The organism is Actinomadura sp. WMMB 499, from assembly GCF_008824145.1.
Lineage (GTDB): Bacteria > Actinomycetota > Actinomycetes > Streptosporangiales > Streptosporangiaceae > Spirillospora.
This window is the reverse complement of record NZ_CP044407.1, coordinates 5,100,749-5,125,479: the sequence shown is the minus strand read 5'-3', so window position 1 is coordinate 5,125,479 and position 24,731 is coordinate 5,100,749. Positions and strand designations below refer to the sequence as shown.

Genomic DNA, 24,731 nt, shown 5'->3' with positions numbered 1-24,731 from the left:
CCGCGCGACCGTCGCGCCGCCGTCACGGCAGGTCCGCGACGGCGGGCTTCTCCGGGCGGCGGCGCAGCGCCCACGCCCCGACGACGCCGCCGATCAGGCCGAACAGGTGGCCCTGCCACGAGATGGCGGGGTCGCTCGGGAGGACGCCGAGCAGCATCGTCCCGTAGACGGCGACGACGCCGACGGCGATCGCGATGTCCACGAGGCGGCGCTCGAACACCCCGCGGCCGAGCAGGTACCCGAAGAACCCGAAGATCAGGATGCTGGAGCCGAGGGTGTTGGCCGAGCTGGTGAACCACACCCCGAGCCCGCCGACGACGATCACGATCAGGCTCGCGACGAGGAACTTCGCGATGCCGCGGGTGGCGGCGATGAACCCGAGGATCAGGAACGGCACCGTGTTGGCGATCAGGTGCCCGAACCCCGCGTGCATGAACGGGGCGGTGAAGATGTCCGGCAGGTCGTTGACGTTCCAGGGGTCGATCCCGAACCGGTCGAACCAGCCGTTCGCCACATAGTCGACCGTTTCCAGGACCCACATCACCGCGGTGACGGACAGGACCAGCACGGCCGACCCCAGCGCGCGCGCTCCATGCTTGGCGAGGCCGTTCGAGCGTTGCCGCTCCGGGGAGTAGCTCATACCAGACCAACGTACATCCACGCGAATTGGTTGCGGCATGCTGATCGGATGCGTGCGATGGTCTGCGAGGAACTCGGTTCACTCGCCCTCAAGGAGACGCCGACCCCCGTACCGGGGGACGGACAGGTGCTGATCACGGTGGAGGCGGCGGGCGTCAACTACGTGGACGCCCTGTTCGTGCAGGGCCGGTACCAGATCAAGCCCGACCTGCCGTTCGTCCCGGGCAGCGAGGTCGCGGGGACGCTGCCGTCCGGGGAGCGGGTGCTGGCGATGTGCGGGCTCGGCGGGTTCGCGTCGCACGTCGTCGTGCCCGAGGCGGCGGCGGTGCCGATCCCGGACGCGCTGGGGGCGGCGGAGGCGGCGACGTTCACCCAGAGCCACTGCACCGCCCTGTTCGGGCTGCGCGACCGGGCGGGCCTGCGGGCGGGCGAGACCGTGCTGGTGCTGGGCGCCGGGGGCGGCACCGGCCTGGCGGCGGTGCGGGTCGCGGCGGCGCTCGGGGCGCGGGTGCTGGCCGCGGCGTCGTCCGGTCCGAAGCGGGACGCGGCCGTCGCCGCGGGCGCGGAGGCCGCGATCGACCTCGCGGACGTGAAGGGCGGCGCGCGCGGCTGGTCGGAGGGCGGCGTCGACGCCGTCTACGACCCGGTGGGCGGGACGCTCGCCGGCCCGGCGCTGCGGGCGCTGCGGGAGGGCGGACGGTACGTGGTGATCGGGTTCGCGTCCGGGGACATCCCGTCGCTGCCGCTCAACCAGGTGCTGCTGCGCAACCGCACGGTCGTCGGCGTCGACTGGGGCGCCTGGTCGATGGCGCACCCGCCGGAGCAGCGGGCGCTGCTGGACGAGCTGCTCGCGATGGTCGCGGCGGGCGCGCTGGCACCCGAGACGGCCGGGTTGGAGCCGCTGGCCTCGGCCCCGAAGGTTTTGGACGACCTACTGAACCGCCGGATCGTGGGAAAAATCGCACTCGTCCCCTGATTGACCCCTGATCGGCCCCTGATCAGGACAGGTGGTACTTCATCCCCATGTGGGACGGGCGGAAGCCCATCTTCTGGTAGAAGCGGATGGCGTCGGGGCGCTGCCGGTCGGTGGTGAGCTGCACGAGCCGGCAGCCCCGGGCGCGGGCCCGGTCGACGGCCCACTCGATGAGGGCCTGGCCGACGCCGTGGCCGCGCTGCTCGGACGCGACGCGGACGCCCTCGATCTGCGCGCGCTCGCCGCCGCCGTAGGTGAGGCCGGGGATGTAGGTGAGCTGGAGCGTGCCCGCGATCTCGCCGTCGATCTCGGCCACGACGACCGAGTTGTTCGGATCCTTCTGGATCGCGGCGAACGCGGTGAAATAGGCCTCCGGGATGCGTTCGCCCGCCGTTTCGCGGGTCGATCCGAGGGGATCGTCGGCCAGCAGCCGGACGATCCGCGGCAGATCGGCCGCCGTCGCCTCACGGAAGGTCACTTCTTGATCACGACGCACACCGACCAGGCTATCCGAACGCTATGTTGCGGTGTTCTCCCCAACGACTTGTAGTACTACCGTTTGTAGTACTACGTTGGGTGGACGACACCGTACCTCGACCCGCGAAGCCGGCGGCTGGCCGCGACCGCCGCAGGGAGACACCATGCACAACGACAACGAGGAACACTGGACCGACCACGCGATCTGCCGCGGCGAAGATCCCGACCTGTTCTTCCCGATCGGGTACTCCGCGGAGATCCTGCGGGAGCAGGAGCGGGCCGCCAAGGCGATCTGCGGCAACTGCCCGGTCCAGGTCGACTGCCTGACCTGGGCGCTGCGCGTCGGCGAGCCCGACGGCGTCTGGGGCGGGACGACCCCGGAGGAGCGCCGCCACCTGCGCCGCACCGCCGACGCCCCCGCCCGCCGCCCGCTCCCGGTCATCGTCGTCCGCGGCGATGCCTCGGTCTCCGAGCACGCCGACGCCGCCTGAGCCGCGCGGGCCGTCCGGTCAGCCGGACGCCTCCGGCACCGCGGCCTCCCCGGCCGCCCCGGCCGCCTCGGTCTCCCGCTCGGCGCGGCGCTCGTCGCGGTATCGCCTGATCGAGTACCCGAGCGCGCCCGCCCAGACCGCGTACAGCACGGCGTAGACGCCGTACCGGACGGGGTCGCCCGCGTCGATCCAGTCGCTGCGCAGGAGCGTCCGGGCGTTCGTCACGATGATCAGCCCGCCGACCGCCGCGCCGAGGACGGCGGGCGGCAGGTGCCGCACCAGCCAGGCGGCGACCGGCGCGGCCACCAGCCCGCCGAGCAGCAGCGCGGCCGCCCAGCCGGCGTTGACCCCGGCGGTGCCGAGCCCGGTCAGGAAACCGAGGCTCGCGGCGACCGCGACGAGGAACTCGCTGGTGTCGATGGTGCCGATCACCTTGCGCGGCTCCATCCGCCCGGACGCCAGCAGCGCGGGCGTCCCGACCGGTCCCCAGCCGCCGCCGCCCGAGGCGTCCACGAACCCGGCCACCACGCCGAGCGGGGCGAGGAAGCGGCGGCGCAGCGGCTTGCCGAGGTTCGCGGTGGACGGTCCGCGCCGGGTGAACCGGACGAGCACGTAGACGCCGAGCGCCAGCAGGACCAGCGCCATGAACGGCGCGGCGGTCTCGGTCGACAGCCACGACAGGAACGTCGCCCCGGCGAACGCGCCGAAGGCGCCCGGGATGCCGACCTTGAGCACGACCTTCCAGTCGACGTTCCCGAACCGCCAGTGGGCCGCGCCGGACGCCAGCGTGGTCCCGATCTCCGACAGGTGCACGGTGGCCGATGCGGCCGCCGGGCTCGTCCCCGCCGCCAGGAGCAGCGTCGTCGACGTCACCCCGTAGGCCATCCCCAGGCTCCCGTCCACCAGCTGGGCGCCGAGCCCCACCAGTGCGAGCACTACGAACGAGCGCATGGCCACCTTCCCTACTTGATAAGTCGGAATACAGGATATTAGGCCATCGCCGACCTCTCAGGTCAACCGGACCGTTCGGTCAGATCACCGGCCCCGGGCGTTCAGGGCTCGTTCAGGGCTCGTCAGGAGTCGCCGAAGGCGCCCAGGGCGGTCATCAGGCCCACACCGTCCGACACCACCCAGTACTCGGCGAGCCGCCCGCCCGCGACGCGGAACATGTCCTGCCCGACGAACGAGACGCGCGTCCCGGGGGAGGCCGTCGCGCCGGGCACGCCGCCCTGGTACGTCCCGTGGAACGTCCACCGGGCCGCGACGATGTCGCCGCCCACTACCGGCCCGACGTCCAGCGTGTTCACGATGTCGGAGAACATGTGGCGCGAGTGCCGGATCTGGTCGGCCGCCTCCTCCGCGCCGCGCACCTCCATCGCGGGCCAGTGCCCCACGAAGTCCGGCGTCATGATCTCGTCGAGGACGCCGTAGTCGCCCGACCACGCGTCGAACAGCCAGCGCCGGTAAAGCTCGTCCGCATCCATGGACCCATTCTTCGCACGCGTCCCGGCGTCCTGCCAAACGGGTCGGCGGAACGCGCGGTGCGGGGTGCCCTCCAGAGGCTGGGCGCTCGGCCTCGCGTACGTCCGCCTGCCGTCCTCCACCGGCGTCGAGCCCCTGCCCGACTCGCGCGAGTCCTGGCCGGTTACGCTGGCCATGAACCCGCACGCGCCGGGCGCTCGCGAGCCGGGAGCGGAGCGAGCGGCGGCTCGCGGCCCCGACCTCGTCGAGCGGTTCCGCACCGGCCTGCCGGCGACCGCCGGCCGGGAGACCTGCCCACCGGGGCGGGGACGGGGGATATATCACCTATCGGGCCCGCCGCTACCGACGCGCGTTCTATCCCTGTTCATCTTCGCGTGATTTGCTGGTCACGTGGGATTTTCCTCGGTATAGGAAGAGGCGCACCGTGGCCGACCGGCACCTGGAGATCGAGCAGAAGTACGACGCCGAGGCGGAGTTCGAACTGCCGCCGCTGGACGATCTGCCGGGGGTGTCGCAGGCCGCGCCGCCGCGCGTCCAGGAGCTGCACGCGACCTACTTCGACACCGCCGACCTGCGGCTGGCCTCGCTCGGGATCACCCTCCGGCGGCGCCGGGGCGGCGACGACTCCGGCTGGCACCTGAAGGTCCCGGCGGGGCCCGACGGCAAGCAGGAGCACCGGGCGCCGCTGGGCCGCCCGCGCGTCGTCCCGCCGCGGCTGGCCGGGCTCGTCGCCGTCCACACCCGCGGCGCCGAGCTGGGCCCCGTCGCGGTCCTGGAGACCCGCCGGACGGTCGTGGTCCTGCGGGACGCGGAGGGCGCGGCCCTCGCCGAGGTCGCCGACGACCTGGTGTCGGCGTACCGGGAGGAGGGCGACGAGCCGCGCCGGTGGCGGGAGATCGAGGTCGAGCTGGCCGGCGGCGGGCCGGACCTGCTGAAGGCGGCGGGCAAGCGGCTGCGGAAGGCGGGCGCGCGGCGGGCGAAGTCGTCGTCGAAGCTGGGCCGGCTGCTCGGCGGGGCCGTCCCGGCGGCGCCCGGCGCGACCGCGCGCGCCGCGACCCGGGCGCGGCTGCGGTCGCTGACCTCGAACGGGAAGCTGCCGACGGTGACGGCGGGCGACGCGGTGCTGGGTTACCTGGCCGGGCAGCTGGAGAGCCTGATCGACTACGACCCGCGGGCGCGGCTGGGCGAGGAGGACGCCGTCCACCGGATGCGGGTGGCGACGCGGCGGCTGCGCAGCACGCTGCAGTCGTACCGGCCGGTGCTCGACCGGGTGCGGACGGAGCCGCTGCGGGCGGAGCTGCGCTGGCTGGCGGGCGTGCTCGGCGAGGTCCGCGACCTGGAGGTGCTGCGCATGCGGTTCGCGGACGGCCCGCGGTTCTTCCTGGACGACCTCGCCCGGCGGGAGCGCGGCGCGTACCGGCGGATGAACGCGTCGCTGAAGGAGGCGCGGTACTTCGAGCTGCTCGACGCGCTCGACGCGCTGATCGCCGACCCGCCGCTGGACGAGCGCGCGGAGCGCAAGGCCCGCAAGGAACTGCCGCTGCTGGTGTCGCGGGCGTGGGACCGGATGGCGACGCAGTACCGGTCGATCGGGACGGCCGACGACCCGGACTTCGCGCGCCACGAGACGCGCAAGGACGCCAAGCGCGCGCGCTACGCGGCCGAGCTGGCGACGCCCGTGCTGGGGGCGGCCGCCAAGCGGGTCGCCAAGGACGCCAAGCGCATCCAGGAGGTGCTCGGCGAGCACCAGGACGCCGTGGTCGCCCTGGAGCACCTGGAAGCGGCCAGGCGCCGCGCCAGGACGGCGCAGGACGCGTTCGCGCTCGGCGTCCTGTACGGGCGGGAGGAGTGCCGCGCCGACACCGCCCGCGACCGGCTCGCCGTGACCTGGTCGCGCACCCTGGGCCCGTCCTTCTAGCCGGGGAGCGGGGACGGGCGTCAGGGCGCGTGCCACCCGGGCGTCAGGGCGCGTGCCACCCGGGCGTCAGGGCGCGTGCCGCCCGGGCGTCAGGGCGCGTGCCGCTCCAGGGCCGGCATCGCGTTCCCGGCGATGTGCGCGACCCAGAACTCCCCCTTGGCGAGGCACGGGTCGTCGGGGACCTTCTCCCCGAGTTCCCGGCACAGCCCGGCGACCAGCTCGTCGACGATCTCGCCGTGCGTGCAGACGAGCGCCGGGACGCCGTCCGCGACGAGTTCGAGGAGGCGCTCGACGGCCTGCCCGGGGCTCGTCTCCCCGACGGTGAACGCGCCGTCGGTGGTGACGGTCGTCCGGGCGCGGCGGGCGAGCGGCAGGACGGACTCGACGCAGCGGGCGGTCGCCGAGCTGACCAGCCGGACGGGCCCGAACGCCGGCACCAGCGACGCCAGCCGGACCGCCTCGGCGCGCCCCGCCGCGGCGAGCGGCCGCAGCTCGTCGGGGTCCGGCCAGCCGTCCTTGCGCAGGGCGTCGGCGTGCCGCAGGATCACCAGCGGACGGGTGTCGCGGGGCCCGGCGAGGAACTCCTCGACCAGCTCGGCGTCGTGCGCGTAGGACAGCCGTGCGGTGGCCCGCGCGGGCGGCAGCCACTCGATCCGGTCGACCTCCTCGTTCGGGACGAACGCGGCGCCGGCGACCGGCCGGGCCGCCCACCAGTCGACCACCTTCGTCCGGCCCCGCGCCCGGTACGTGACGGACGGGAGGCGGCGGCCGAGCCGGGGGACGATCCCGGTCTCCTCCTCGACCTCGCGGACGGCGGCGCGCAGCACGTGCTCGCCGGGGTCGACCTTCCCCTTCGGCAGCGACCAGTCGTCGTAGCGGGGGCGGTGGATCACGGCGATCTCGGGGCCGGCGGAGCCGGGGCCGTCCCGCCAGAGCAGGCCCCCCGCGGCGCGAATCGTTCCGGGCTTCTCGTGGGCCTCAGCCATCGACCGTCCTCCAGCGGCGGCTCCGCACCAGGTGGGTCTGGATGTCTCGCAGGGTCTCGCCGGGCTCGGGGGTGTTGCGCGTCCAGGCGCCGTCGCCGTCCAGCCGCCAGGCGTGCGTGCCCGGCTCCATGGCCATGTCGATCAGCTCGATCAGCCGGTCCCGCTGCGCGCGGTCGGTGACGGTGACGAGCGCCTCGACGCGGCGGTCGAGGTTGCGGTGCATGAGGTCGGCGCTGCCGATCCACACCTCGGGGTCGCCGCCGTTGTCGAACGCGAAGACGCGCGAGTGCTCCAGGAACCGGCCGAGGACGCTGCGGACCCGGACGGTCTCCGACAGTCCCGGCATTCCGGGGCGCAGCGCGCAGATGCCGCGCACCCAGACGTCCACCGGGACGCCCGCGCGCGACGCCCGGTACAGGGCGTCGATCAGGACCTCGTCGACGAGCGAGTTGCACTTGACGCGGACCCGCGCCGGATGCCCGCTCCGGTGGTTCTCGATCTCGTGCTCGACGCGCTGGACGAGCCCGGAGCGCAGGCTGTGCGGGGCGACGAGCAGCCGGTGGTAGGAGCCCTGCCGCGAGTAGCCGGTGAGGTGGTTGAACAGGGCGCTGACGTCCTCCCCGACCTCCGGGTCGGCCGTCAGCAGCCCGAAGTCCTCGTAGAGGCGGGCCGTCTTCGGGTGGTAGTTGCCGGTGCCGATGTGGCAGTAGCGGCGCAGGACGCCGTCGGTGTCCTGCCGGACGACGAGCGCGAGCTTGCAGTGCGTCTTCAGCCCGACGAACCCGTAGACGACGTGGCACCCGGCGGTCTCGAGCTTGCGCGCCCACGCGATGTTGGCGCGCTCGTCGAACCGGGCCTTCAGCTCCACGACCACCACGACCTGCTTGCCGGCCTCGGCGGCGCTCATCAGCGCGTCCACGATCGGCGAGTCGCCGCTCGTCCGGTACAGCGTCTGCTTGATCGCCAGGACGCGCGGGTCGGCGGCGGCGTCCTCGATGAGCCGCTGCACGGTGGTCGTGAACGAGTCGTAGGGGTGCTGGACGAGCACGTCCCGTTCGCGGATCGCGGCGAAGACGCTCGCGTCCCCGGGGATCGCCTGCTTCGACGGGACGAACGGCGGGTACTTCAGGTCCGGCCGGTCGAGGTCGGCGATGGCGCCGAGCCCGCCGAGGTCGAGCGGCCCGCCGACCCGGTAGATCTGCCCCTCCTCGATCGCCAGTTCCGTCGTGAGCAGCTCCAGGACGCCCGCGGAGATCGACTCCTCGACCTCCAGCCGGACGACGGGCCCGAACCGGCGCCGCAGCAGCTCCCGTTCGAGCGCCTGCAGCAGGCCCTCGCTGATGTCCTCGTCGATCTCGAGGTCCTGGTTTCGGGTGACGCGGAACGCGTGGTGCTCGACGACCTCCATGCCGACGAACAGCTGCCCGAGGTGCGCGGCGATGACGTCCTCGAGCGGGGTGAACCGGTCGGGGGACGCCTCGACGAAGCGCGGCAGCAGCGGCGGGACCTTGACCCGCGCGAACATCGTCGCGTCCGTCTCCGGGTCGCGGACGATCACGGCGAGGTTGAGCGACAGGCCCGAGATGTACGGGAACGGGTGCGCGGAGTCGACGACCAGCGGCGTCAGCACGGGGTATATGCGGTCGCGGAAGAATCTTCGCAGCCGCTCCTGCTCGGTCTCGGCGAGCTCGTCCCAGCGCAGCAGGTCGATGCCCTCCTTGCCGAGGGCGGGGCGCAGCTCGTCGCGGAAGCAGGCGACGTGCCGCAGCATCAGCTCGTGCGCGACCGTCCCGGTCCGTTCCAGCACCTCGCGCGGCTGCCGTCCGCTGGCCGACTGCACGGCCAGCCCGGTCGCCATGCGGCGGGCGAGGCCGGCGACCCGGACCATGAAGAACTCGTCGAGGTTGCTGGAGAAGATCGACAGGAACCGGACGCGTTCCAGCAGCGGGAGCGTCGGGTCCTCGGCGAGTTCCAGAACGCGCTGGTTGAAGCGGAGCCAGCTCTCCTCCCGGTCGAGGAAGCGGTCCTCGGGCAGCGCCTCGCTGGTACGGGGGATGTGTCCTGGGTTGACGGTCATGTTCCCATTTTTCCTGACCAAGATGAACGGCTGTCGAACGTACGGGTCGCCGATGGGTCCGGACACCGTGGATCCTGCCCGCGGTTCCGGTTGATCACTCCGCCCGCCGGCCGCCGATGCGCAACGTGAACGCCGGTTCACGCGCCGACCCGGTGCCGGACGGACGGCGCGCGCGAGCACGAGCGATCATCGGCGCCCGCACCCGCGCACGGACCGTCCCTAAAACTGGTATGCCGTTTTGTCAGACCCTCGGGTAATCATTCTTTGTATGAGCAGAGACACCCATCCGGGGGCGCAGTGCCCGCACTGCCGATCACATCTCGCGCTCGTCCCCGTGCCCGCGAATACCGACACCGGTCTCGCACTCCCGACCCACTCCCTGCTTCCCGTCGTCCCCAAGGAGGAATGGCAGCCTCCCCCGGTCTCGGAGGTGCTCGCGGTGTACGCCGGGCGCGTCCGCGACACCGCCACCGCCACCGCCGGCGCCGCCAAGGTCAGGGAAAGCCTGAACCGCGCCCGCTCCGCCGCCGCCCAGCGCAGGGCGGCGCAGAAAGCAGCCCGCCGCCCCGCCCGGACCCCTGCTCGAACCCCCAAGAGCGCCTGATCACATATCGATCACGCGGCCGCCCGCGAACTGATCAGCGCGGTGCCGAGTCCGTCCATTCCATCGCCGTCACGGCGGCGGAACTCAGCACCGTTCCAGCGGGCCGGTCCACCCCCGACGCGGGCTCGAGCAGCACCCGTTCGGCGGCCAGCGGCCGTCCGGTCGCCGGGTCGATGACGAGCCGGTGCCGGATCGTCCCGAGGGGCGTCCGCTCGTCGAGCGCGACGGCGTCGCCCGTCCGTCCCCGCGAGTCCACGACCTCGCCCGCGCCCACGACCGGCGCGAGCCCCGCCAGCATCCGGAACGCGGCGGCCCGCACCCGCGGCGTGACGGGCATGTCGGTCACCAGCCCGACGGACGTGCGGTAGAGCCAGGCGTCCGCCGGCATCGGCTCGCTCGCCGCCTCCGTGCCGTGCCCCCGGTACCAGCGCAGCAGCTCCGCCTTGAGCCCCGCCGGGTCGCCGGGCAGCGCGCGCAGGTCCGCCATCGTCACGTTCCGGCCCAGCCAGAACACCTTGTCGCCGTCGACCAGCGGCGAGCTCGACGTCTGCCACGGGCCCGGCGCGGTGGACGCCTCCATCGGCTTGAGCTTCCCCGTCTCACCGGGCGCGACGGGCACCTCCAGCGTGAACGTCGACGGCGATCCGGCGCGCCGCCAGAGCGCCGCGTCCGCCGGGGTCGCCGCCCGCGCCCCGAGCCGCCGCTCGCGGCCCCAGACCCGGCCGCCCGGCTCCCGGGGCGTCCAGGACTCGTGCCTCGACCGGTCGACGACCGTGTAGCGCGCCCCCGGCTCGCCCACCCGGTAGTAGCCGGACTGGACCTTCGCCACGTACCAGTACGCGCCCGTCCCCGCGGGCCGCGACTCCGCCTTCTCGGCGGCGGCGAGCAGCACCGTCCCGGCGTCGAGCGTCCGCACCGGCGCACCGGCGGCGGGCGTCGCGTCGCCCCGCGTGCCGTCCGCCGCGGGGAGGTTCACCGCGACCAGTGCGGCGGCGGCCGCCGCGCCCGCGAGGCCCAGCCCCCACACCGGCAGCGCCCGGCGCGGCCTCGCCCGCGGCGCCCGCGCACCGTCCGGCCCGGACGGCCGCTCCGCCATCGCCCGCGCCAGCTCGGCGCGCCGCACCTCCGGGTCGACCGGCGCGTCCGGGGCCAGCTCCACGGGGCGCGCCTCGCGCAGCGTCCGCAGCACGTCGTTCATGACCACTCCTCCTTGATGATCCCCACCCGTGGACGCTCGTCCGGCCCGGCCGCCTCCGGTCCCGCCCGGCCCGGTTCGGGGCCGTCCTCGACCGCCCGGACCAGCCGCCGCCGCGCCCGGTGCAGCCGCACCCGCAGCGCCGCGGCCGAGCAGCCCACGACGCGGGCCGCGTCCCGCGGTGCCAGGCCCTGCCAGGCGACGAGGATCAGAATCTCCCGGTCGGCCTCGGACAGGGTCGCCATCGCGCGCAGCACCGCGAGGCGCTCGGCGACCTCCTCGGCGACGTCGCCGGGGCGCGGCGCCCGGCGCGCCGCGTCCGCGGTGAACTCCGCCGTGACCGCCGCGCGCCGGGCCTCGGCCCGGTCGCCGGCGCGCAGCACGTTCCGCGCGACGCCGAGCAGCCAGGGCAGCGGCGGGTCGGGCACGTCGGCCAGCCGGCGCCACGCCACCGTGAACGTTTCGCTCACCACCTCGTCCGCGATCTGGCGCCCGGCGCGGCTCGCCGCGTACGCCCAGACGCGCTGCCGGCACGCGTCGTACATCGCGGTGAAGCGCCGCTGGTCCGCGGCGCGCCGATCGGCGGCCCGCTCGTCGGGGGCCCGCTGGCCGGGGACCCCGCCGGGGCCCGGTCGATCGGGGGCTTCGTCCGCCACCGTGTGCTCCTCCGTCCACCAGGTGTGTGTTCCGTCACGGGGTAGTGGCGCGGGCAACGCCATCGTTACCCGCGGGGCCCGATTTCCCCGGCACGATGATCGGATCCGCCACGGTGGGTGCAAGGCTTGCTCGGACTGCCTCTAATATTTGCTCGACTGCAAGCAAATGCACCGTTCGAAGGGCACCCGCGAAGGAGCTGAGCCATGACCGCGATCCCGAGTCGCGGCGCCGAACGTCTCCTGGGCGTCACCGGCACGCTCCGGCTGCTCCTCGTCGAGGACGACCCGGGCGACGCGTTCCTGTTCGAGGAGCTGCTGACCGAGGTCCGGCCGGGCGTCGAGATCACCGTGGCGCGGACGCTCGCCGAGGCGCTGGAGGCGATCCACCCGGCGCTCCAGTGCGTCATCGTCGACCTGTCGCTGCCGGACGCCCAGGAGCTGGACGCGCTGCGGCAGGTGCTCGACCACGCGCCGCACACGGCCGTCCTCGTCCTGACCGGCCTCGCCGACTCGCACGTCGGGGTGGAGGCGGTCGCCGCCGGGGCCCAGGACTACCTGGTCAAGCAGGACGTCGACGGCGCGCTGCTCAGCCGGGCGATCAGCTACGCGATCGAGCGCAAGCGGGCCGACGAGTCCGAGCGGCAGCTCGTCGAGGCGCGGGTGCTCGGGCAGGAGAACGCCCGCCTCGAACGGGGGCTGCTGCCCGTCCCGATCCTGCACGACGGTTCGCTGCGGCACCACACCCGGTACCGGCCCGGCCGCGACCGCGCGTTGCTCGGCGGCGACTTCCACGACACGGTGGAGACCGCGGACGGCACCGTCCACGCGGTCATCGGGGACGTCAGCGGGCACGGCGCCGACGAGGCGTCCCTCGGCGTGCGGCTGCGCATGGCGTGGCGGACGCTCGTCCTCGCGGGGCACCAGGGGCAGCGGCTCCTGGAGATCCTCGACGCGGTACTGGAGCACGAGAGGTGGGGCGAGGAGATCTTCACGACACTCTGCATGCTGACGATCGCGCCGGACCGCCGCACCGCGCGCGTCCACCGGGCCGGGCATCCGCGCCCGCTGCTGTTCGGCCCGGACGGCGTCCGGGCCCTCCCGGAGGAGCCGCGCGGCCCCGCGCTCGGGCTCCTGCCCGGCCTCGAGTGGCCCGCGCAGGACGTCGAACTCGGGGACGCGTGGGGCCTGTTCCTCTACACCGACGGGCTGATCGAGGGCTGCGTCGGGGACGACGGCGAGCGGCTCGACCTCGAAGGGCTGCTGGAACTCGCGGAGGCGGCGCACGCCCGCGGCGAGCGCGGCGAGACGCTGGTCGGCGGGCTGGTCGCCGAGGCCGAGCGGCTGAACGGCGACGTCCTGGCCGACGATCTGGCGGTACTGATGCTCAGCCGAGGCGAACTTTGACCCCCGACAAGCCGCCCCCCGACCCCGACGCCCCCGACGAGAGCCGGACGCGCGGCGCGGCCGAGGGCGTGCCCTTCGGCCCGGCGGTCGTCCTGCCGCACGCCGAGTACCCGGAGCCGCACGGCCTGAGCCGGGTCAGCCTGCGGACCCTGTACCGGACGGTCGCGCTGGTCCTCGCGCTGCTGCTGGCGCTCGCCTTCGCGCTCACCGGGGCGGCGCTGTACGAGAACGACAAGGCGCGCGAGGAGCTCGTCGGCCAGGTGTCCCAGGCGACGCTGGAGCAGTTCGAGGTGACCTCGTCGCTCAACGCGCAGGACGCCGCCGTCCGGGCGTTCGCGACGGACGGCGGCCGGGAGTCGCTCGCCGCCTTCCGGGCGGCGGTGGAGCGGGAGGAGGCCGCGGCGTCCCGGATGCGGCGGCTGCTGACCGGGGTGTCGGGCGGCGACGAGGTCGTGGCGCCGCTGGACCGGACGACGGCGGACGCCGCCGCGTGGCGCACCGGGTTCGCCGAGCCGATCATCGAGCGCGGGCCGGGCTCGGGCCTGACGGAAGAGCAGGAGGAGCAGGGCGGGCGGCTGTACGACGCCGTCCGGGGCGACGTCCAGCACCTCCAGCAGGCGCTCACCACCCTGCACGGAGAGAAGGCCGACGCCCTCAGCTCCCGCGGGCAGGCCGCGCTCTGGGCGACGTGCACCGCGCTCGCGCTCGTGGTGGCGGCGGTCGCCGCGATGGCGCTGCTGATCCGCCGGACGGTGCTGAAACCGGTCTCGGCCATGACCGGCGGGGTCCGCGCGGTGGCGCAGGGCGACTTCGCGCACCCCCTGGACGTGACGGGCCCGGCGGAGCTGCACGAGCTCGCGGCGATCATCGACGCGATGCGGCGGCGGATCCTCGACGAGTGGGGCACGAGCGTCCGGGCCGCGGGCCGGCTGAACGAGCAGACCGAGGAGCTGCGCCGCTCGAACGCCGAGCTGGAGCAGTTCGCGTACGTCGCGAGCCACGACCTGCAGGAGCCGCTGCGGAAGGTCGCGAGCTTCTGCCAGATGATCGAGCGCCGCTACGGCGACCAGCTGGACGACCGGGGCCGCCAGTACATCGAGTTCGCGGTGGACGGCGCGAAGCGCATGCAGGCCCTCATCAACGACCTGCTGGGGTTCTCGCGGGTCGGCCGGATGTCCCGGATCGAGGACGCGGTCGACCTGAACGAGATCGCGCGGCAGGCCGTGTCGAACCTGGACGCGCTGATCGAGGAGACGGGCGCGACCGTGGACGTCGGCGAACTGCCGGCCGTCCCGGGCGACCGCAGCCAGCTCACGCAGCTGTTCCAGAACCTCGCCGGGAACGCGATCAAGTTCCGCCGCGAGGGCGTCCCGCCGCGGGTGTCCATCGCCGCCGAGCACCGGGACGGCGAGTGGGAGTTCCACTGCGCCGACAACGGCATCGGCGTCGAGCCCCGGTACGCCGACCGCATCTTCCTGATCTTCCAGCGGCTCCACCAGCGCGACGAGTACTCCGGCACCGGGATCGGCCTCGCGCTCTGCAAGAAGATCGTCGAATACCATGGCGGCCGCATCTGGCTCGACACCGACGAGCGGGACGGCGACGATCCCGGCACCACGTTCCGCTGGACCCTTCCCGAGGGAGAGACCGATGACCGACGGCCTGATTGACGGACCCCGCCCCATCGAGGTGCTGCTGGTCGAGGACGACCCCGGCGACGTCCTGCTCACCACCGAGGCGTTCGAGCACAACAAGGTGCAGAACGTGCTGCACGTGGTCGAGGACGGCGAGAAGGCGATGGCGTTCCTGCGCCGGGAGGGCGAGTACGAGGGCAAGCCGCGCCCCGACCTGGTGCTGCTCGACCTGAACCTGCCGCGCAAGGACGGCCGGGAGGTGCTCAGCGAGATCAAGGACGACGAGAACCTGCGCAGCATCCCGGTGGTGGTCCTGACGACGTCGGAGGCCGACGAGGACATCCTGCGCAGCTACCGCCTGCACGCCAACGCCTACGTGACCAAGCCGGTCGATTTCGAGCGGTTCGTGTCGGTCGTCCGCCGGATCGACGACTTCTTCGTGTCGGTCGTCAAGCTCCCCCGCTGACGCCGCGCCAGTCGACGCACACCACGACCGCGTCGTCGGCCGGTTCCTCGCCCTCGTAGAACGCGACGTAGTTGCGGACGACGGTGCCGACGGCCTCGGGCGGGGCCTGCAGCCGCGTGTCGCGCAGCGCGTTCAGCAGCCGGGTGCCGCCGAACGGTTCGGCGGACGACGGCGACCGCGCGCCGTGCACCCCGTCGCTGACGACCACGAGCCGGTCGCCGGGCTCGACGGTGAACTCCTCGACCACGTACCGGGTGTCGCCGAACATGCCGAGGGGCAGCTGCGCGTCGAACTCGACCAGGTCGGCGGACGTCCCGCGCAGCCGGTAGATGCGCGGGGACCCGGCGTCGATCGTCCGGACGCGCCCGGTGGCGTGGTCGAAGTCGAGCAGCAGCGTCGACACGTACAGGGCGCCGCGGTGCCGCGCGAAGACGGCCTGGTCGGCGAGCGTCGCCTGCTCGGCGATGTCGCCGCCGGACCGGCGCGCGTTGCGCAGCGCGCTGACCGCCAGGTGGGTGAGCCCGGCGGCCTCGGTGCCGGTGCCCATCCCGTTGGTGACGGCCAGCGTGAACCCGCCGGTGGCCGCCGCCCAGTCGAAGTGGTCGCCCCACACCGCGTACGCCGGTTCGAGCCGCCCGGCGAACCCGATCTCGGCCGTCTCGAACGCGGACGCGGGCAGCAGGTCCCACTGCATCTCGGCGGCCACCGTGAGCCGCGTCCGCCGCCGGACCCGCCGGTACAGGTCGGTGCCGCCGTCCGCGAGCCGCACGGCGCGGGCGAGGACGGCCGCGAGTTCGTCCAGCCGGTCCGGTTCCGCGCCGGGCGGCAGCGGGACGGTCAGCACGCCGATGCGGTCGCCGTGCACGGTCAGCGGGACGTGCAGGGTGTCGTCCGTCTCGTCCCGGATCGTCCGCTGCGCGGCGAAGGCGTGCCCGGGCGCGGTGTTGGCGATCGGCGTCTCGCCGCCGTCCGGGGCGACGAGCACCGTCTGCCGGTAGTCGGGCAGCAGCAGCCGCGCCTCCCCGCCCCCCGTGTACCGTCCGACCGCCCGCCCCGCGACCGCCGCCAGCTCATGCGGCCGAGCCTCCTGAACGGCCCGCACGACCTCCCCGAACCCGTCGGACATCACCCACCCACCTCAACCAAGCCCCAACCACAACGGACCGAAACCACCGCGATCGCAAGCGAAGCCGGATTCGAGCGAAGCGAGAATCCGATCGCGCAGCGAGCCCCTGGGCGGGCCGGAGCGATGCAGCAATCGCACGCAGCCCCCACGAACCCGTCACTCATCAGGCACCACCCACCCCAGCCGAGCCCCAGCCACAGCGGACCGAAACCACTGCGATTGCGAGCGAAGCCAGGTTCGAGCGAAGCAAGAACCTGATCGCGCAGCGAGCCCCCAGGGCGAGTCGAAGCGATGCAGCAATCGCACGCAAGACCCGTTGAAGGAAGGCCCCCCCAGGGGCCTGACGCCAAGGGTCTTGCAATAAGTACAGTAGAGAACATGGTCGGCACGCCGAGTGACGCCGCTCCGGGTGAGAGGGCCGCAGTGGACGCGGCCGCACTCGATGACGCCGCCGCCGCACTGATGACCGTGTGGTCACGGGCGCACAGCGCGCCGGACGTCCCGGTGCCGGCGACGCAGCTGCGGGCGCTGCTGGTCCTGGAGGAGCAGGGGCCGGTGAACGTGAGCAGCCTGGCGGACCGGCTCGGTGCGCTGGTGTCGTCGGCGAGCCGGCTGTGCGATCGGCTGGAGGCGTCCGGGCTGCTGATGCGCGATCCGGGCCGGGACCGCCGGGAGGTCACGCTGCGGCTCACCGCGGACGGCGAGGAGCTGCTCGACCGGCTGCGGGTGCGGCGCCGGGAGGAGCTGGCGCGGGTGCTGGCGTCGATGCCGACGTCCGCGCGGGCCGCGCTGGTGTGGGGGCTGGCGCAGTTCACCGACGCGGCCGGGCGGACCGGGCCGGACGGCTCGTTCTCGATGCCCGCATGATCCACGGCACACCCCCCGAAAGCCATCTTTCCTCCCTAACCGCATTCCGCCCCGGCAAAACAGAAATAGCCACCTGAATACGAGCGGAACAACCGCTCCGGCGTGGCATTTTCCGAATTCCCTCTGCGCGCACCCTTCCCACCGCTAGCATCCCGCACCATGGCGACGATGACTGCGCTCCGGATGCGAGTGATCACGGTGAGTGCGCTCGCCCCGGCCGCGGCGCTGCTGCTGGCCGGTTGCGGGGGCGCGCCCGGCCGCGGGGCGGCCGCGGAACCGTCCGCCGGGACGGCCGCCGGAACGTCCGGGAAGGCGGCCGCCGGCAATTCCGCGGTGCCCGAGTCCACCACGTTCACGACCGTCGACGGCGCGCCCGCCGACGCCGGCCGGGACGCGACCGACGGCCTCGTGGTGCACCCGACGAAGCCGCTGCCGGTGCTGGACCGCCCCGGTGGCAGCCCCGTCGCCACGCTCCCCACCGAACAGCTCGGCGGCCCCACCTGGGTCCCGGTCGTGGAGAGCTCCGGCGGCTGGCGGCGCGTGCTGCTGCCCAGCCGCCCCAACCGGGCGTCCGGGTGGATCTCCGGCGACGGGCTGCGCACGGCGCGCTCGCCCTACCTCGTCACCGTCGACCTCGGCGAGCGGCGGCTCACGCTGCGGCGGTCGGGCGAGGCGGTCGGACGGTGGAAGGTCGCCATCGGCGAGGCCGCCACGCCGACGCCCACCGGCCGCACGTTCGTCATGGCCCAGCTGGCTCCGGGGAAGGGCCCGAGCCCGCTGGTGCTGCCGCTCGGCGCGCACTCCGACACGCTCGACACCTTCGGCGGCGGTCCGGGCACCGTGGCGCTGCACGGGTGGCCGGACGCGTCGGTGTTCGGCCGGGCGGCCACGCACGGCTGCGTGCGGGTGCCGGACGAGGCGCTGCGCACACTGTCCCGGGTGCCGCTCGGGACGCTCGTCCTCATCAACGACTGACCTTCCGCTCCACGATCGGAGTCTTCCATGCGAGTTTCCTTCAGACGCCTCACCACCGCGGGCCTGCTCGCCGCCGGCCTCGGCGCCGCGCTCGCGCCCGCGCTCACCGCCCCGGCCCTGGCCGACCAGGGCTCCGGGTCCGCCTACGGCCTCACCCTCGCGGGCCCGCTGGACATCGCGCCGGTGCCCGCCGTCTCGTCCGGCGGCGAGCAGGTGGAGAAGAGCCTGCTGCGGGAGAAGGGCAACAAGTTCGTGCAGGCCGAAGTGCTGGACGTCCGGGCCTCGGCGGCCCGCGCCCGGTCGAAGGTCGCGCGCCTGAGCGTCCCGTCCGCCGACCTGCTGGCCAGCGCGGTCGCCGCCAAGTGCGACGGCGGCCGGGGCTCGGCGCACCTCGCCGACGCGCGCGTCGCGGGCCGCCGGCTGGACGTGACGCCGCCGCCGAACACCCGCATCCCGGTGAAGATCGAGGGCGTCGGCGACGCGACCCTCACGCTGAACAAGCAGCGCCGGATGCCCGACGGCCGGATGAACGTCACCGCGATGGAGCTCACGCTGCCGCTGACCGAGCCCACGACGCTGAGCGTCGCGTCCGCCACGTGCGGCCGCCCGGCGAAGACCGTCGAGAAGAAGCAGCCCGAGGCGCCCGCCCCCACTCCGGTGCGGCGCGACCTGCCCGTCACGGGCTGACCGGACGCCGGCCCGGCGGCGCGCGAACACGTCCGCCGCCGGGCCGGACCACTCGTCCGGCCCCCGGCCGCCCTTTCCGCCGGCCTTTCCGACCGGCGCCTTTTCAGCTCGCCGGCATCTCTTCGACGGCCTCCTCGGCCGCTGCCGAGAGCGACTTCTCGAAGTGCACGATCGCGCCGCCCCGATGGGCGCGGTCGCTGATCCGGACGTCCTCGGTGAACGCCCGCATCAACTGCAGGCCCCGCCCGGATTCGGCGAGCGGCGGCGCCGGAGCACCGCCCCACTGCGCGGGGCACGCCGCCCCGCCCTCGTCGACGATCTCGACGACGCACCGGTACCCGTCCATCCGGGCCCGGACCTCGTATTCCATCCCCGCCGCCGCGTGCTGCACGACGTTCGCGCACGCCTCTCCGAGCGCCAGCGCTATATCGGCGCGTATCTCGGAGGTGACCCCGAGGCCGCGGAGCGAGGCGTCGAGCGTCCGCCGCACGAGAGGCGCGCTCTCCGCGCTCCTCGGCAGCGTCATTTCGAGGACGACCTCCATGGCCAACCGCCTCCGTTCCCTCTGCCCTCCAGATTTCCCACACGCACCAACGGGAAACTCTCGACCCCCCGGCAACCGGCGCATCGGCCCTGAATACGGGGCCGCCGATAAATCTCTTTCCGCTCTCCTTCCCTCACCATTAATGAGCACGCCAATCGGCGGCGGGACGGTTCGGGACGGATGCCGCGGCGCCGGTACCCGGCATCGCCGTGTCGCGGGCGGGTGCCTGGCGGGCACCGGCCGCTCCGGGCAGACTGGGGCCGTGGTCAAGAAGCTTCGTCCGCAGAACTACAACGAGGTCCTTTACGTCGGGCACTTCTTTCGCAAGGGCATTCCCGTGCTGATGGACCTGAGCGACCTGCCCGACGACGAGGCCAAGCAGCTCGTCGACTTCGCGACGGGCCTCGTGTTCGCCCGCCGCGGCGCCCTCGACCGCGTCGACCGCCGGTTGTTCCTGCTCCAGCCCTGAACGCCCCCGAGAGCGCGCTCGGCCCCGTTCGCGCGCGCGAACGGGGCCGAGTGCCGGGGCGGACGTCCTCGGCGGCGCGTCAGCCGGAGTGTTCGAGCTTCAGGCCGGGGCGCGGCCATTCCTCGATCTTGAGGAGGCGGCCGGTGCTGGACGCGGTGACGTAGGCGGTGCGCATGTCGTCGCCGCCCCAGCAGATGTTCGTGATGCCGGGGTCGTTCGCGACGTCGATCTCCACGAAGTCGACCAGCCGTCCGCGCGGGCTCACCACGGAGATCCCCGCGTGGATCATGGACGCGACGCAGACGTTGCCGTGCGCGTCCACGCCGAGCGAGTCGAAGTTCGTGTAGTCGGGCGCCGTGTAGAGGAAGTTGCCGCCGCCCGAGCCGCCGAGCGACCGGCCGCCCTCGATGACGCCCGGCCCCGTGACGTCCCACCACCAGACGCGCGCGGTGTAGGTCTCGCTGACGTACAGCCGGTCGCCGTCCGGGGACAGGCCGATCCCGTTCGGGCCTTCCATGCCGGCGGCGATCATCGTGATCGACGAGCCGTCCGCCTTCGCGTAGAACAGCTTTCCTTTGTCGCCGGTGACGCCGTCGCTCTTGCCGTAGTCGGTGAAGTAGATGCCGCCGTGCGCGTCGATCACCAGGTCGTTCGGTCCGCGCAGCGGCGCGCCGTCCGCCTCGGTGTACAGCGTCTCGACGGCGCCGGTGGCGAGGTCGACGGCCTGGATGCTGCCGGTCTCGTAGTCGGCGGGGATCCCGCCCGCGAACACGAACCCGCCGACCTCGAAGCGGAGCAGACCGCCGCAGTTGGCGACGTACACGCGCCCGTCCGGGCCGAGCGCGGCGCCGTTCGGGCCGCCGCCGACCTCGGCGGCGACGGACGTCGTGCCGTCCGGGCGGACGCGGGTGAGGGTGCCGCGGTGGATCTCGCAGACGAGGACGTCGCCGTCCGGCAGCGCGACCGGGCCCTCGGGGAACAGCAGGCCCTCGGCCAGCGTGGTGATCTTCATTCTCCTGCCCTTCCTGCGGGGTTTCGCCGCGGCCGGTCCGCCGGTGCCGACGGCCAGGCCGGCGGCGAGTGCCCCGGAGAGGAGCGTCCGGCGCCTCACCGCATCGCCTTGAGGATGCGGCGGGCGGTGCTCTGCACGTGGACCTCGTCCGGGCCGTCGTAGATGCGCGCCTCGCGGGCGTGCCGGTACATGCGCGACAGCGGGAAGTCGTCGGTGAGGCCCGCGGCGCCGTGCACCTGGATCGCGCGGTCGACGACGTTGTGCAGCATCCTCGCCCCGACGACCTTGATCGCGCCGATCTCCACGCGCGCCTGCGAGCCCGCGTCGATCTGCTCGGCGGCCTGGAGCGTGAGCATCCGGGCCGCCTGGATCTCGGTGTAGGAGTCGAACACGTGCTGCTGCATGAGCTGCTTGGCGGCGAGCGGCTCGCCGAACGCGGTCCGCGCGTCCAGCCGGGCGCACATCAGCTCGAACGCGCGCTGCGCCTGGCCGAGCCAGCGCATGCAGTGGAAGATCCGGCCGGGGCCGAGCCGGTCCTGCGCGATGACGAACCCGTGCCCGCGCGGGCCGAGCAGGTTGTCGGCCGGGACGCGGACGTCGTCGTAGGCGACCTCGTAGTGCCCGCCGTGCCCGGTGCCGCCGCCCATCCCGAGGACGGGCGTGTCCCGGACGATCCGGTAGCCGGGGGTGTCCGTCGGCACGATGATCATGCTGAACGCCCGGTGCGGCGACGCGGCGTCCGGTTCGGTGCGGCACATGACGGTCGTGTACGCGGCCGCGGCGGCGTTCGTCGTGAACCACTTGCGGCCCCGGATCACCCAGTGGTCGCCGTCGAGTTCGCCGGTCGTCTCCATGCCGGTCGGGTCGGAGCCCGCGACGTCCGGTTCGGTCATCGCGAAGCTCGGCGACAGCTCCCCGGCCACCATCGGCGCCAGGTAGCGGTCCCGCCAGCGGGGGCTCGCGTACTTGTGCAGCATCAGCGAGTCCTGGAGCGTGAAGGTGCCGAGGGCGATCTGCCCCCACTCGCTGCGGCCCTGCACCTCGTTGACGTACACGTAGTCGAGGAACGGCAGTCCGCCGCCGCCCAGCTCGGCGGGGTGCCCGAGCGCCCACAGCCCGGCGTCCTTCGCCTCCCGCTGGAGCCGCCCGATGGCCGCGCGGGCCTCGTCGCCGCCCGCGTTCAGGACGTCCTCGGCCGGTTCGACCCGCTCGGTCACGAACGCGTGCACGGAGTCGCGGACGTCCCGGACGTGGCCGGGCACGGGGAACAGCATCAGCGTCCCCCGGCGAGGTCGTCGGAGATGTCCCGGTCGCCGTAGCCCTCGGGCGCGGCGACCTCGACGATCGGCTCCTCGCGGTTGTCGTACTCGACGCGCAGCGCCTTCGACATCACCGCGTGCATGTCGTACATGCAGGTGATGTAGGTGAACTGCAGGATTTCCTTGTCCGACAGGTGCTCGCGGAGGATGTCGAAGACGGCGTCCGGGACGCGGCCGCCGTCCAGGACGAGCCCGTCGGTGTAGGCGAGCAGCGCCCGCTCCAGCGGCGTGTAGCAGTCGGCCGTCTGCCAGTGCGGGATCGCCTCGATCTTCTCCTCGGGCATCTTCAGCGCCCGCATCTGCTTGCAGTGCTGCGAGAAGACGAACTGGCTGCCGCGCGCCCAGCCGGCCCGGCACTGGCCGAGCTCGCGCAGTGCCGGGTCGAGGGAGGCGCCCCGGTAGAGCGCGAAGCCGCGGACGGCGTGCCGGAAGACGTCCGGGTCCTGCGCGAACACGGTCCACCAGTCGCCGGGGGTGCCGGTGGCGGTGCCGTGGTCGACGGCCGGGTCGCGGTCGGGCGCGAACAGCCGGTCGTAGAAGAACAGGATCCGTTCGTCGGTGACTTCGGCTCGGGGGACCTCACGCAGGCGCGGCATTGCTCTCCTTCGCGGGCCGCCGGTCGGCGGCCGTCTTCGGGGTGTGGGAGACGTCGGCATCGGTGAACGTCCGCGTCCAGCACGCGAACTCCAGGAGGATGCCGTCCGGGTCCTGGAAGTAGAACGAGCGGACGAACACCCCGTCCTGCATCTTCGGGGCGACGCCGAACTCGCTGTCGTCGTGGTTAAGGACCGGGCTGACCTTGACGCCCTTCTCCTTCAGCCGCGTCCGGTACTCGTCGAACTTCTCGACCGGCACGTGGAACGCGACGTGGTTCATCGACCCGACGGCGCTGAGGAGCTCGCCCTCCTCGGGACGCGTCTTCGGCGCGGAGATGCCGGGGACGCCGTCGGGCGCGTCGGGGAACCAGAAGAACGCGACGCAGTCGCCGCCGCCGCAGTCGAAGAAGAAGTGCTGGCCCATGCCTCCCGGCAGGTCCAGCGTCTTGACCAGCGGCATGCCGAGCACGCCGGAGTAGAAGTCGATGGTGCGCCGCATGTCGGAGCACACCAGCGCCAGATGGTTGATGCCGCCGAGCTCGAATTCGCGGTTCATGACACCTCCCGAATCTCGTGGTGGCGGGCCCGCAGGTCCCTCTTGAGGACCTTGCCCGCGACGTTGCGCGGAAGCTCGGGGACGAACTCGACCTTCCGCGGGACCTTGTACCCGCCGAGATGCTCGCGGACGAACGCGGCGACGTCGCCGGCGGTGACCGCCCCGGCGTGCTCGGGGCGGACGACGACGGCGGCGGCGACGGCCTCGCCCCACCGGGCGTCCGGGACGCCGAACACGGCGGCGTCCGCGATGGCGGGATGCCGGTACAGGACCTCCTCGACCTCGCGGGACGCGACGTTCTCCCCGCCCGTGACGATCATGTCCTTGATCCGGTCGACGATGTAGATCATGCCGTCCGGGTCGCGGCGGACGACGTCGCCGGTGCGCAGCCAGCCGTCCCGGAACGACTCGGCGGTCAGCTCCGGCTCCCGCCAGTACCCGGACATCACCTGGTCGCAGCGGACGACCATCTCGCCGGGCTCGCCGTCCGGGACGTCGGCGAACGCGGCGTCGACGATCCGGACGTCGGCGGTGTCCATCGCGCGCCCGGCGGCGGCCAGCAGGTGCGCCTCCCCGGCGGCGGCGCGGCGGTGCTCGGCCGTCCCGAAGTACAGGATGTTGCCGCCCGTCTCGCTCATCCCGAACCCCTGGTAGAAGTCGCAGCCCAGGACGTCCATCCCCCGGCGCAGCACCTCGGCGGGGATGGCGGACGCGCCGTACCCGATCGCCTCGAGCGTGCCGAGGTCGCGGTCCTCGATGCCGGGATGGCCCAACAGGAACGCGATCATCGTCGGGGCGAGCCCCGTCTGGGTGACCTTCCACTCGGCGACGAGCCGCAGGAACGTCTCGTTGTCGTAGGACCGGACGATCCCGACCGTGCAGGCCCGCAGGTGGTTGACCAGCACCGCGTACCCGCCGACGTGGCACAGCGGGAAGCAGAACAGGAACACCGAGCCGTCCGGGATCTCCCAGGCCGCCGCCGACCCGGCGACGCCCGCGACCAGGTTCCGGTGGGTGAGCATGACGCCCTTGGGACGTCCGGTGGTGCCGCTCGTGTAGACGAGCCAGCCCACGGAGTCCTCGTCCGGGCGCGGCGGCTCGGTGGCCGGGGCGTCCGCCACGAGGTCGGCGTAGGCCCGGTCGGCGTGCGGGCGGTCGCCGTCCAGTCCGACGACGAGCTCGACGCTCGGCATCGCGTCCCGCAGCCCGGCCATCGCCTCGGCGTACTCGCCGCTCACGACCAGCACGGACGCCTCGGCGTGCGCGACGAGCGCGGCGATCTCGGCCGGGCGCAGCCGGTGGTTGAGGAACGTGAGCGCCATCCCGGCCGCCGGGACGGCGTAGTACAGCTCGACGTACTCGGGGCGGTTCCCGGACAGGACGGCGACCCGGTCGCCCGGTCCGGCGACGGCGCGCAGCGCGTTCGCGGCCCGCCGGACGCGGTCGCGCAGCCCGGCGAACGTGACCGTCTCGTCCTCGAAGCGGAGCGCGGTCCGGTCGGGGCGCTTGCGCGCCGCGTACTCGACGATGTCGCTGATCAGCATGGGTGTACCGGCGCGCGAGCGGCCATGGGGCGGG

26 protein-coding genes are annotated in these 24,731 nt (G+C 73.5%); 11 read left to right on the top strand and 15 right to left on the bottom strand.

The window, feature by feature from the left end:
* Nucleotides 1-22: 22 nt before the first annotated feature.
* Nucleotides 23-640, bottom strand: a complete 618-nt coding sequence (locus tag F7P10_RS22790; RefSeq protein ID WP_151012040.1) for a rhomboid family intramembrane serine protease — start codon at nt 638-640, stop codon at nt 23-25.
* Between the two features lie 48 nt (nt 641-688).
* Between F7P10_RS22790 and F7P10_RS22785 the strand changes: the two genes are divergently transcribed.
* A complete protein-coding gene (locus F7P10_RS22785; protein ID WP_151012038.1) occupies nt 689-1,615 on the top strand; it encodes an NADPH:quinone oxidoreductase family protein in 927 nt (308 codons plus the stop codon).
* Nucleotides 1,616-1,637: 22 nt separating this feature from the next.
* On the opposite strand, the gene F7P10_RS22780 is transcribed toward F7P10_RS22785, so the two are convergent.
* A complete protein-coding gene (locus F7P10_RS22780; protein WP_151012035.1) occupies nt 1,638-2,090 on the bottom strand; it encodes a GNAT family N-acetyltransferase in 453 nt (150 codons plus the stop codon).
* Nucleotides 2,091-2,253: 163 nt separating this feature from the next.
* Between F7P10_RS22780 and F7P10_RS22775 the strand changes: the two genes are divergently transcribed.
* On the top strand, nt 2,254-2,580 hold the full coding sequence (locus F7P10_RS22775; RefSeq protein ID WP_151012033.1) for a WhiB family transcriptional regulator: 327 nt from the start codon (nt 2,254-2,256) through the stop codon (nt 2,578-2,580).
* 18 nt (nt 2,581-2,598) lie between these two features.
* Here F7P10_RS22775 and F7P10_RS22770 read toward each other — a convergent pair whose 3' ends face one another.
* Nucleotides 2,599-3,531: a sulfite exporter TauE/SafE family protein gene (locus tag F7P10_RS22770; RefSeq protein WP_151012031.1), complete on the bottom strand. Its 933-nt coding sequence runs from the start codon at nt 3,529-3,531 to the stop codon at nt 2,599-2,601.
* Nucleotides 3,532-3,653: 122 nt separating this feature from the next.
* Nucleotides 3,654-4,064, bottom strand: coding sequence for an ester cyclase (locus F7P10_RS22765; RefSeq protein WP_151012029.1), 411 nt, complete (start codon nt 4,062-4,064; stop codon nt 3,654-3,656).
* A 422-nt stretch (nt 4,065-4,486) separates the two neighbouring features.
* Between F7P10_RS22765 and F7P10_RS22760 the strand changes: the two genes are divergently transcribed.
* Nucleotides 4,487-5,980, top strand: a complete 1,494-nt coding sequence (locus F7P10_RS22760) for a CYTH and CHAD domain-containing protein (RefSeq protein ID WP_151012027.1) — start codon at nt 4,487-4,489, stop codon at nt 5,978-5,980.
* An 89-nt stretch (nt 5,981-6,069) separates the two neighbouring features.
* Here F7P10_RS22760 and F7P10_RS22755 read toward each other — a convergent pair whose 3' ends face one another.
* Together F7P10_RS22755 and F7P10_RS22750 are read right to left on the bottom strand one after the other, a co-directional pair.
* A complete protein-coding gene (locus F7P10_RS22755) occupies nt 6,070-6,966 on the bottom strand; it encodes an NUDIX domain-containing protein (RefSeq protein ID WP_151012025.1) in 897 nt (298 codons plus the stop codon).
* Nucleotides 6,959-9,043 carry an RNA degradosome polyphosphate kinase gene (locus tag F7P10_RS22750; protein ID WP_151012023.1) on the bottom strand — a complete coding sequence of 695 codons (2,085 nt, stop codon included), beginning with the start codon at nt 9,041-9,043 and terminating at the stop codon, nt 6,959-6,961. The genes F7P10_RS22755 and F7P10_RS22750 overlap by 8 nt, the downstream gene beginning before the upstream one ends.
* Before the next feature lie 268 nt (nt 9,044-9,311).
* Between F7P10_RS22750 and F7P10_RS22745 the strand changes: the two genes are divergently transcribed.
* Entirely contained in the window at nt 9,312-9,647 is a 336-nt protein-coding gene (locus tag F7P10_RS22745; protein WP_254715964.1) for a hypothetical protein, read from the top strand.
* A 34-nt stretch (nt 9,648-9,681) separates the two neighbouring features.
* On the opposite strand, the gene F7P10_RS22740 is transcribed toward F7P10_RS22745, so the two are convergent.
* Together F7P10_RS22740 and F7P10_RS22735 are read right to left on the bottom strand one after the other, a co-directional pair.
* The gene (locus F7P10_RS22740) at nt 9,682-10,845 is read right to left on the bottom strand and encodes a CU044_5270 family protein (RefSeq protein WP_151012021.1); all 1,164 of its coding nucleotides are present in this window, start codon (nt 10,843-10,845) and stop codon (nt 9,682-9,684) included.
* On the bottom strand, nt 10,842-11,498 hold the full coding sequence (locus tag F7P10_RS22735) for an RNA polymerase sigma factor (RefSeq protein ID WP_254715963.1): 657 nt from the start codon (nt 11,496-11,498) through the stop codon (nt 10,842-10,844). Before F7P10_RS22735 ends, F7P10_RS22740 begins: the two co-directional genes overlap by 4 nt.
* A 204-nt stretch (nt 11,499-11,702) precedes the next feature.
* Here F7P10_RS22735 and F7P10_RS22730 point away from each other — a divergent pair, with 204 nt between their 5' ends.
* Genes F7P10_RS22730 through F7P10_RS22720 form a run of 3 tightly spaced genes read left to right on the top strand, consistent with a single transcriptional unit; the run spans nt 11,703 to nt 15,002 of the window.
* Nucleotides 11,703-12,902: a PP2C family protein-serine/threonine phosphatase gene (locus F7P10_RS22730; RefSeq protein WP_151012019.1), complete on the top strand. Its 1,200-nt coding sequence runs from the start codon at nt 11,703-11,705 to the stop codon at nt 12,900-12,902.
* Nucleotides 12,899-14,572, top strand: coding sequence for an ATP-binding protein (locus tag F7P10_RS22725; protein ID WP_254715962.1), 1,674 nt, complete (start codon nt 12,899-12,901; stop codon nt 14,570-14,572). The genes F7P10_RS22730 and F7P10_RS22725 overlap by 4 nt, the downstream gene beginning before the upstream one ends.
* The gene (locus tag F7P10_RS22720) at nt 14,553-15,002 is read left to right on the top strand and encodes a response regulator (protein ID WP_151012017.1); all 450 of its coding nucleotides are present in this window, start codon (nt 14,553-14,555) and stop codon (nt 15,000-15,002) included. The genes F7P10_RS22725 and F7P10_RS22720 overlap by 20 nt, the downstream gene beginning before the upstream one ends.
* On the opposite strand, the gene F7P10_RS22715 is transcribed toward F7P10_RS22720, so the two are convergent.
* Nucleotides 14,986-16,128: a PP2C family protein-serine/threonine phosphatase gene (locus tag F7P10_RS22715; protein WP_151012015.1), complete on the bottom strand. Its 1,143-nt coding sequence runs from the start codon at nt 16,126-16,128 to the stop codon at nt 14,986-14,988. The genes F7P10_RS22720 and F7P10_RS22715 overlap by 17 nt on opposite strands.
* A gap of 378 nt (nt 16,129-16,506) precedes the next feature.
* On the opposite strand from F7P10_RS22715, the gene F7P10_RS22710 reads away from it, so the two are divergent.
* From F7P10_RS22710 to F7P10_RS22700, 3 genes are all read left to right on the top strand, one after another.
* Complete coding sequence (locus F7P10_RS22710) at nt 16,507-16,995, top strand: MarR family transcriptional regulator (protein ID WP_151012013.1); 489 nt, start codon at nt 16,507-16,509, stop codon at nt 16,993-16,995.
* 159 nt (nt 16,996-17,154) lie between these two features.
* On the top strand, nt 17,155-17,970 hold the full coding sequence (locus F7P10_RS22705) for a L,D-transpeptidase (RefSeq protein ID WP_254715961.1): 816 nt from the start codon (nt 17,155-17,157) through the stop codon (nt 17,968-17,970).
* A 27-nt stretch (nt 17,971-17,997) separates the two neighbouring features.
* Nucleotides 17,998-18,657, top strand: coding sequence for a choice-of-anchor P family protein (locus F7P10_RS22700; RefSeq protein WP_151012011.1), 660 nt, complete (start codon nt 17,998-18,000; stop codon nt 18,655-18,657).
* Between the two features lie 103 nt (nt 18,658-18,760).
* Here F7P10_RS22700 and F7P10_RS22695 read toward each other — a convergent pair whose 3' ends face one another.
* Nucleotides 18,761-19,183, bottom strand: a complete 423-nt coding sequence (locus F7P10_RS22695; RefSeq protein ID WP_254715960.1) for an ATP-binding protein — start codon at nt 19,181-19,183, stop codon at nt 18,761-18,763.
* A 280-nt stretch (nt 19,184-19,463) separates the two neighbouring features.
* Here F7P10_RS22695 and sepF point away from each other — a divergent pair, with 280 nt between their 5' ends.
* The gene (gene sepF, locus F7P10_RS42605; RefSeq protein WP_176611618.1) at nt 19,464-19,670 is read left to right on the top strand and encodes a cell division protein SepF; all 207 of its coding nucleotides are present in this window, start codon (nt 19,464-19,466) and stop codon (nt 19,668-19,670) included.
* A gap of 79 nt (nt 19,671-19,749) precedes the next feature.
* Here the strand turns inward: sepF and F7P10_RS22685 are convergent, their stop codons facing one another.
* The 5 genes from F7P10_RS22685 to F7P10_RS22665 all read right to left on the bottom strand — a co-directional run bounded on the left by F7P10_RS22685 (nt 19,750) and on the right by F7P10_RS22665 (nt 24,697).
* Entirely contained in the window at nt 19,750-20,682 is a 933-nt protein-coding gene (locus F7P10_RS22685) for an SMP-30/gluconolactonase/LRE family protein (protein ID WP_151012007.1), read from the bottom strand.
* A 95-nt stretch (nt 20,683-20,777) separates the two neighbouring features.
* Nucleotides 20,778-21,956 carry an acyl-CoA dehydrogenase family protein gene (locus F7P10_RS22680; RefSeq protein WP_151012005.1) on the bottom strand — a complete coding sequence of 393 codons (1,179 nt, stop codon included), beginning with the start codon at nt 21,954-21,956 and terminating at the stop codon, nt 20,778-20,780.
* Nucleotides 21,956-22,597 carry a carboxymuconolactone decarboxylase family protein gene (locus F7P10_RS22675; RefSeq protein ID WP_151012004.1) on the bottom strand — a complete coding sequence of 214 codons (642 nt, stop codon included), beginning with the start codon at nt 22,595-22,597 and terminating at the stop codon, nt 21,956-21,958. Before F7P10_RS22675 ends, F7P10_RS22680 begins: the two co-directional genes overlap by 1 nt.
* Nucleotides 22,581-23,153: a VOC family protein gene (locus tag F7P10_RS22670; RefSeq protein WP_151012002.1), complete on the bottom strand. Its 573-nt coding sequence runs from the start codon at nt 23,151-23,153 to the stop codon at nt 22,581-22,583. The genes F7P10_RS22675 and F7P10_RS22670 overlap by 17 nt, the downstream gene beginning before the upstream one ends.
* Nucleotides 23,150-24,697 (bottom strand): AMP-binding protein, encoded by a 1,548-nt coding sequence (locus F7P10_RS22665; RefSeq protein WP_151012000.1) that lies wholly within the window; start codon nt 24,695-24,697, stop codon nt 23,150-23,152. The genes F7P10_RS22670 and F7P10_RS22665 overlap by 4 nt, the downstream gene beginning before the upstream one ends.
* Nucleotides 24,698-24,731: the final 34 nt, after the last annotated feature.